This is a genomic window from Desulfocicer niacini (assembly GCF_054657595.1).
Map to the genome: position 1 here is coordinate 1 of NZ_BAAHYK010000087.1, position 9196 is coordinate 9196.

Consider the following 9196-nt stretch of genomic DNA (forward strand, 5'->3'; position numbering starts at 1 on the left):
CGGCTATATCGTATTTTTCCACAAAATTACCGTTATGCATTTCATATGATTTTGTTTCTAGGCATTTCAGTCTAGGCCCAATCCAGCCAAATGAATCAACTTTCAGAGATGTGATATTGTTCTTTCTTCTGCTTAAAGTTAGCAGATTGAAACCACGAAAAGTATCTTCGGGACGATCCTTAGCAAGTTGAGAAAAAGAAGGGGCGCCACTCCGGATCAGCCTTTGATCATTTAGGTTCGTATCTTTAATAATATTATTATGGCAATGACCATGAAGGAAAATATGCGTTTTGCCATTTCCCTGAAAAAACTCTTCAAAATCTTGAAGATTTTTTACTGCTCCATCTTCCGCCTCCGCAACAGGACTATGATGACCAAGTCCTATAATAATCGGTGAGTTATTAAGTTTTTTGTTTTTCTTAATTTCACCAAGCTTTTCACCTAACCTAGTGAGGGTTCTGACATTAACTTTTCGTTCTGGCAATGTTGATGAGGTTGGCACCGAAGTATTTAGACCATAAAAAATAACACCCAAGTGGAGGAATCGTTCTTCCAGCCAAGAAAAATTATTTGAATCAATATTGTGGTCGAACAATGGACAGTCAGATACTTTTGACAAATAATTACGGAAAGGAACATATGCATAATTTAAAATCTCTGGTTGTTGATCTTTGTCCGTGAAGTTTGGGTTTATTGCGCCAGAATCATTATCAATACTTAAAGCAACTCTTGATGAAGCTGCAAGGCGCAGATTAACGTCATGATTACCTGGAACGTACAGTATATTCCGAGCAGGCAACTCACCTAGGCCGAGATGCTTAAAAAAATATTGTATCCATTCTCTTGCTTTTTCGTACTGAGTAGGGGAGCCATATTCACTGACATCTCCGGTAAAGGCGATGAATGCAGGAGGTTTGGCGTTCCAATGATTTAAAATGGCGTTGGCGCAGGCTTGGGCTTTATTGAATATTCTTTGTACCGCATCTGTATCTTTTTCACTTCCGACTTGTTTTGTATGAAGGTCTGAAATATGAACAATCCGCAACTCTTCTCCTGGGGCAAGAGCAAGGTGGGGGTCTAAATTTTCCTTATCAGCTAACATAAAGACAACTGACTCGATAGCGTATTCTATTTGCCCTTTTCCTTCAATATCTCTCCAATGCAGAAATGTCCTACAATTTGGCTTATGCCAAGCATGTCTCATCTGCTGAGAATTTGACAAATCCCATCGACTGCTAACAATAGCCATTGGTGTTTTATTGTCTATAATGTCTACAACATCTCGGATTGTAATATTCTTCCATTTTCCTGACAATACCGCATCGGAAATGACAGCTGAGTATTGATTCCGGCCAAAATTCAGCATTAGGTCAGCTCTGTCATCCTTTTTTTGATAAACTAAAACAATATTAAAATTTGGATACCTATTTGCTATTTCTGCCGCAAACTTATCATAAAGTGGTGACCTGTCGTCCCATTCATCATCAATAACCAATATATTATGTTCCATTTTTCTCTCCTAAAAAGTAAGAAAATCTAGGAAGATACAACCGAGAATACGCAATAGCGGTGCGGTCGTCAACATGTGCCTCAACTCTTCCATCAGTTCTTTCGATGCATGCGACAGCAGTATGTTGACGGAGTTTTATTTCTCTATTTTCAGTTGCGTTTGCTGTCTCGAAAACAAGAAAATCGTCACTATCTATTATCCGCCACCATATATGCGCTGTTGTTATAGAAGACTGACTAGATGTGAATGGGTCTTTTATTTGATCAGATGCATACAAAACATTTGTCAGAATATCTCTAATTGCCCTTTTATAAAAACGATCGCAATAAAACCATTTTTCACTGCCAAGTTTTGAGAGAGATTGGTTGAATAATGGCATCTCATTATTCCAAAAAACCGCTTCACCTTCTGATGTTTTTTTTGCATCAACCCATAAGGAGATTTCGCCATGATATCTATTTGTCAATTTATAGGATTTGATTTTTTCGTTAACCATCTTGCCCCATTCTTCTTCGTCAAAATTCAAGCAGGAAGAAATAAATATAGCGAAATCAGATGGATCGGAAATGCAATGAAACAATGAATCATTAATTATTTTTATAATACCATCATCATCATCGTAAAGGTATTTACGTAGATCGTTAGCGCAAGATTCAATATCTGTCGCGGTGTTTGAAAAATTTTCAATAAAACCCTTTAACTCTTTCTCTTTCTTTTGGTCAATTTCAAGGACATACAAATTTTGCGATAGACATTTGATTGCCTCATATAATTGCCTTAAATCATTTTTAATTCTTGACAGTTTTATTGCTATGTTGTCGACTTTTCCGTCAGCAATATGATTTAAGTTTTCCCTGAATTCCGTCTTATGAATTACTGAACTCTCTGGATGATATGGATTACTGATAAAAATAGATAATAGGGCTGAAATACGTCTTTTTACCCCGATTTCCTTATCAAGTAATAGATAGTTCTTTATCTCTATCTCATTAGCATCTTCATTTGGAGAATATTTCGCACCTGTCAACAATTCATATCTTTTACATAGATATGAAACAACAAAGATAACATCTAGATTGCCCATTACATATTTTACAAGTAAGTTACGAGCGAATATCCACACCTCGCGGATTAAATCGTTTTCCAGCAATGAAAAACATAGGCCAGAAAAAGCAGTAAACGGCGTTTCATCCCTTCCTTCCCATAACCAAGCAAGCAGCTTTTCATATCTTACGACAATCTCCATTTCTGTCATTTCATCCAAGTACAGAAACAACTGGCTGGCAAGCATCTCAATAGCCGCATCAGGAAAAGTTAAATGAAGTCTTTCAGCTTTTTTAATGGCAACATCCATCCGAGGTGTCAGACGCGTTAACTCCATTACAAGCGAAGTCGCTGCAGATGCATCGGAAAATTGTAAACGCTTTTCAACTTGCTTTCCTCCTTCAAATCGTTTTGGGTCAACCCCGAAAGTTATTTCAAGAGGTGGTTCAATATTGATGGTTGATTGAATCTGATCGCGATACCATTCTGTATCAACGTCACGAAGATTCCAGATTTCTATCCATTTTTTTAGACGCTCATAAATCCTTGCAGAGGAAACTTTGTGTAAATGTATTTCAACCACAGCGAGCGCTTTGCACAATGGACATTTTCCTTGGGTGCCCAATCCCGGCACATCCCAGCGCCAAAAACGTTTGTGCCTTTCAAGGAAACTGCTAAATACTTTTTCCTGTACTGGAAGCCCAGAACGGTCTAAAACAACAAGTAGGTATACAGATTCAGCCCCTAGTGACTGGAGTAGCTGAGTGGTCTCTCTTAGGTGCTTGCCGCTGATAGTCCCATCATCAAAAAGAACAACACTCCAAGTTGTCCACTGCCGTTTTGCCAAAATTTGGCGAATACGTTCTTTGACTAAATGTGATGCCAACAATGGAGAAACAGTTTTGCGTCCAACAAACTTAATAGGAAGCATTCCCCCCTCAGGTAATATATCCTTAAACCCAGCATCCTGTCTAATGCGGTCAAACAGTGTGTCTGTCACAGGGTGAGAAGGATAAACCAATAGCTGGGCTTTAACCAGTGATGGGCCTGAAAAAAATTCATCGAACTGCTTCTGTAACCAAATATATAAAGGACCTAATTCCTGAAAGGAAAATCGAAAAGCAAGCCTCATGTTGATAGTCAATAAATCATGCCTGCTTCCATAGTGCCAATGGCCAATCTTGAGGATGCCCAGACGTTTGAAATCGTTATATGTGTCTTCTGGTGTTCTTTCGTAATAGGGATTATTAAAATCTAGGCTTCCATCATTGTTTGGTCGATATCGGAGAACAGAAATAGATTTCTCGCCATGTGGGGCGATATATGATGTGGTAGTGATCCGTTGCCAGGGCAGATTATTATTGATTTGCCTTTGTATAGGATGACCAGGCAACTCTGATTTCCAGAGTAAGGCAACCAAAGGCTTGACTGCAAGAAGAGAGTCAACCTCGGAATAAAAAAAGATATGCAGAGCATTTTGCGCTTCGTTCTGAACCAATCTTTCAAGCGTTTTCCCAGTAACAACGATACTTCCAACCATAATTATTGGTTGTCCATCCTCAGTGCGTTGAGATAGTGCCGCTTCCCTGACAAGAGATAAGACTAGGTCGTCGACTGGCTTAGGCTGATGCAGTGGAAATAATGCCAGTAATCGCTTAAGAGACCGTAAACAGGCTTGGTATTGCAATGGGTTAATGAGAGCGACCGGGAGGTCAAGGTATCGTGGTAAAATAAGTTGCTGAGTCGGTTCCAAACTCTCATTCCATATCACCGGTTGATTAAAGAAAGGATCCATTTCAGGGGGGGAATTAGCGCTCCAAAAAATTTCGGAATCCATCTGTCGAAGCAAGACAGCCAAATCGGCGATTAAAAAAGAATCTTTTTTGTTACTAGCGAGTATAAATTCCTTAGCTTTTTTTAAGGATGGTTCAAGACAAAAGTTGCCTTTTTTTGAGGATAAGCAAAAAACATCCCATTGCTCAGAAATCAAAAACCAATCTATCTCGACATCTGGATGAACATCAAAATGTTGAAGCAAGTCATAGAAAACAAGGGTCTGGTAAGGGCTCAGGTCTGCAAAAAATATTTGTTTGCAAAAGACTTTGGGTAACACTTTTTGGGCGCCAACGACCAGCGCTTTCCACATGGCAATATCAGATTTGTTCATTAATGCTGGTGGTCGCAGTACAATTACATCATACGGCGGGACAGGCAAACTATCTGAGCTTGGGGAAGGACAACAGTCCATGGTTTTATGATCAAACGCAGCAAATCTAAAATATTGGTTGTCAAAAGTAGTTCGTTCCTTCATTACCGCTAGAATTCCTTGCCGACCTTCATCATCTAACCGTCCACATTGTTGGCAGGGCAGACCACTTTCTTTTCCTGGCTGAATGGAAAAAGCATAGACTGTACCAGTCACTGGAACCAAATGACTGTATTCATGGTTCTTTTTTATTATTGTTTGAACAATATCCGTACGCGAATATGTGCTCTTTTCTTGCTCCCATGGATGGTGGTCGCCTGCCCACCCTCCTGGATATTTTGTTTCGTGCACAACCATTCGGCAATGATCATTATCCATACCCAATAAATGGCCTAAATGTCGTAACCCTGTAACAGCTGTTCTTCTTTCATCATGCCTGTGCTTACTTGAAAAAGATGAATTGAAAATTTGGTGACATATTGAGGCAAAACGATTTTCAGCCTTCTGAACTTTTTTGAGAATATCTGCAGCTTCTGGGTCATTATCAGGAGGTATCCATTTTTTGATATTATCAGTAAGGCCAACCCCAGTATCACAGATAAATAACTCAAGCCACTCAGCATAGTGATTGGGACGAAAACTTTTTTGACCGTAAAGGCTAATTGTTTTTTTATCAAACAGATCGCTCCAAAATTTGGCTTCACTAAAATTTGTAGGCTTTGCCGTGCGCACCCTCGCATAAACACCAGCAAAGCATTGGTCTCCTACAGGATGAGAATGTTCTGCGACATTGAGCAGTAATTCAAATAATATTTTTCTGACTTTCTGGTAAAGGGCATCGCGAGCAAGGGGGTCAGCGACGATAGCTGTTTGATCTGTTCGGTCCTTCATCTCCTGGAGAAGCTCTTCCACCTTTTTTTGAAGGGCTGGCAGGTTTTCTTCATAATGACGCACAGGTAATATTTTAGCAAAAATGCAGTTAGCGTTATTGAAGTAAGAAGGTGCTGTTATATGAGATAACTGGAGAGCCAATGAGCCAAAATCTGCTATGGGTTCTCCTGCATTTTTATGTTGAAAACTTACGTATGGCCCAAAGGCAGTTAAAAAACCCTGCTTTGCGAAAAATTTTAAAAATACCAAATGATCCTTGTTTGATCGGTTGTACTTTATATCGCCAATGTCTAAAACAATTTGACTTTTATTTAGATAAGATTCCGCCAAAAGCAACCCAAGACAAAGAAGCGGCACGGGATCAGCCCATGTAACTTTCCCCAGGCTAATTACGCACTCTCGCACTTCTTGAGATCTAAAAATCTTTTGCAAAACACCTAGGCTAGCCTGCCCAATTTTTTCATTGAAATCAGGGGGCAGTATCCAAAGACATTTGGAGCCTCTAATTGTTGGACAGTAGTGTTTTTCGGAGGTAAGTTTTGAATATTGTAGCATATTAGTTACTTATTTTAGCCGAACGCTTGGGTAACGGGCAGCAAGGGTTTCCAAAAAAGTTAATTGAAAGCACATCATTTAAAAGTTTTTCAACCTTTAAAAAAGAAGGAGACCCTTGCTGTCCGGTTCACCCGCCTGTTGTGCAATATTTTTCTATTACAATCATGAAAATAATGTATAATCCTACCTCAGCCAAGACAGAGGGGACTACAAGATGTTGTGCCCGTCCCCATCCCCGGAAAAGCAAGCATTTATAGACAAAGTCCGGGGTTCTGTTTTTCTAACGTTACCAAATAACCGGCACCAGGTTCATTTGGCTGGTTAAATCTTTTTCAAGCAAGGGGCAAACGTAGACCCGGTCCCTTTGACTACCCTATACTTCCATATATCTATACTTCGATATAGGCCATCGCCTCTTTAATTTGATGAGTGTAATTTTTCTTCTGGTCACAATCACATTTTGAGTTTTTACATTCACTTATCATTGCGGAATACAAAGCATCATAACTTATTGCAATATTTTTCTTTTTTTTCTTTCTGACAATGTTTTTTATAAAGTTGATGAGTGCATTTGTTATAAAATGTCCTCGTATAAGATAGTATGGTTTTTTGTCGTAATTAGAGATGTTTTCTTCTACCCATTTGAGTTCTTCTTCTGTAAACAAAGCGTTATAAGTTTCAATGTACTCTTGAATTTTCTCTGATGACAGATCATGTGACTTTCTTGTTGTTAAAAACCTACTACAATTGTCGCCCATGATTGACACAGATTTGTCAAATTTGATATTTGCTAAATCGTATTTTAGTAATGGTAATGCTTGGGTCTCAAAAGTTTCTATCCAAAACGCAACTTCCTCATCGTAATCATTTTTTTCTTTGAGATATTTACAAATAGTTCTATTAATGTTGGATTTGCAATAAAGAGTGTTTTCAATCGAATATCCATACGTATATACGATTAGTGGATGATTATATTTGGTTTCTGTTATATCGGAATAATCTGAGTCAACAGCAACTATTATCTTAACATTATCCTCTAAAATTGATTGTATATAAGGCTCAAGGTTTTCTTTACCACCAACGTCCTTAATTTGGGCCGAAAAATCTAAAAGCGCCAAATAATTATCCCAAAATAAGATGTCATCATCTCCCTCAACATAAATTACGACATCCTTGTTGTAGAAAAGATTTAGAATATCAAGAGCTTCATTTGAATATTCGAAATTACTCAATTATTTGCTCCATGTTTTTGATATGCTTTTTCCAAAGTGCTGCAATCTCTGGAGAATGAGTAGCAACAATAATTTGAGCGTTTTTATTAAGTTCTCTTAGAGCTTTTAATAATTGTCTTTGCCAAGTTATATGGAGAGATAACTCCGGTTCATCTGCAATAAAAACAGCAGATTTATCCATTTGGAGTAAAGTTTCCGTGAATAGAATGAAAAGCTGTTTTTCACCCGAAGACAGCTCCTCAATTCCAATTTTTTCACTGTCTTTTATTACTTTTAATGGAAATATATCCCCAGGCGTTAATATGAATTCTTTATTTGGTATAAACGTTTTTAACTGAGATATATAAATATCGAGGGGGTTAAATATCCTATTCTTTTCTTTTTCTAACTTTTTTGAAAGCTCAATTATATGATTGGTCCTTCTAAGAAGTATGATAGGGAGTACATCGTTTAAATCTATTGATTTGTTTTTATCTGAAAAAGAATTGGATAGATTCTTTTGTGATGTTGAAATAATCTTAGCGTGAGTTTCTATTTCTGACTCAATTTTTTGATTGATAGCATTTAAGTCTCGATAAGCGTTTAAAAGCCCTTCTTTAATACTCTCAGGGTTCATTTTTAGCTCATCCTTTAGCGTAAATGTGTCAAACCTTTTATTATAAAGTAGACCTGCTAAAACATCTGTTTGATATTTCTTGGAGTGTTGGTTTACTTCTCTTTCTAAGTTCAGTTGGTAGGCTGTCAAACGCTCAAGCAAATCGTCTAAACGTTTGTCTATTGGTGATCTGAATACTTGTGCCCTTTGTCTGTAATAATGTTCTTCATAATCAGTCTCAATCAATTCTCGATGAACAGAAAGCCAACTCAAAGAAACTACTTTACCTATATGTTTTTTACATTCCTTGATTTCATTATAAAGTATAGGGTGAATTCTTCTTCGGCGAGCGTCTGTATCATCGTGGAAAGAAAATTTATAAACATTTCGGCCAATTTTATACTTGAAGGATGAAGAACCTTGATTAAGTTCTTGTTTTTCAAGGGAAATTTTTCTAATTGCACTTTTTCTCTTTAAGACAAGCCAAACCTTAGTAAATTGGATTGCATTTAACAGAGGAACATCGACTGAAAAAATTGCCTGCAAGAGGTTCATGAAAGTTGTTTTTCCAGTACCATTAGATCCAATAAAAATATTCACAGAATCACTGAAGGAGGTGTTTATTGTTTTAGTTTTCCAAAATCCTTCCACTTGCACTGTTGATATTTTGTACATGATTTTCCTTAAAATCAAAGAGTTTCATAGAAACATGATAGGGACTGAAGTAAGAAAAAATTTTTCAGAACCGCTCTTCCTATAAAATAATATTGGACGGGTGGTCAAGAAAAAAGTACGGATTAAACATTAAATACCTTAAACTCTTTTCCTTCCTTAGAATCCTGAGGAATCAATTTGATAAAAAATAAACCTCTTTTCCGAAAATACAGGATTCCACATTACTTTCATTACTGCCAGTAAATCCTGGAGAATCAAGTTTATAGAATGGGAAATTGACCGGTCAATCATGGTATGATTGAATACTTTTTCTGAAATTATCCAGTCCCATAAATTGTGTCTGTCTTGAAAAGCCAAAATTTAATTTGTTTGGAGATTAATCCTCCCCGTTTCAAAAGCACAACGTTATGAATTTTATCCTCCGGCCCGTCTCCGCAAGAAGACACCTTCCGGCCTTAAGAATAAAAACGGACAAAAAATTTCATCCA

The 9196-nt window shown here is 37.5% G+C and carries 4 protein-coding genes; all 4 read right to left on the reverse strand.

The window, feature by feature from the left end:
• Positions 1-1510: metallophosphoesterase family protein (locus tag ACYQ2M_RS24040; RefSeq protein WP_459918939.1), on the reverse strand; the 1510-nt coding region annotated here is incomplete at its 3' end.
• Entirely contained in the window at positions 1500-6206 is a 4707-nt protein-coding gene (locus tag ACYQ2M_RS24045) for a hypothetical protein (RefSeq protein WP_459918940.1), read from the reverse strand. The genes ACYQ2M_RS24040 and ACYQ2M_RS24045, both read right to left, overlap by 11 nt.
• A gap of 389 nt (positions 6207-6595) precedes the next feature.
• Positions 6596-7438, reverse strand: a complete 843-nt coding sequence (locus tag ACYQ2M_RS24050) for a DUF4435 domain-containing protein (RefSeq protein WP_459918941.1) — start codon at positions 7436-7438, stop codon at positions 6596-6598.
• Complete coding sequence (locus tag ACYQ2M_RS24055; protein WP_459918942.1) at positions 7431-8708, reverse strand: AAA family ATPase; 1278 nt, start codon at positions 8706-8708, stop codon at positions 7431-7433. Before ACYQ2M_RS24055 ends, ACYQ2M_RS24050 begins: the two co-directional genes overlap by 8 nt.
• Positions 8709-9196 lie beyond the last annotated feature (488 nt).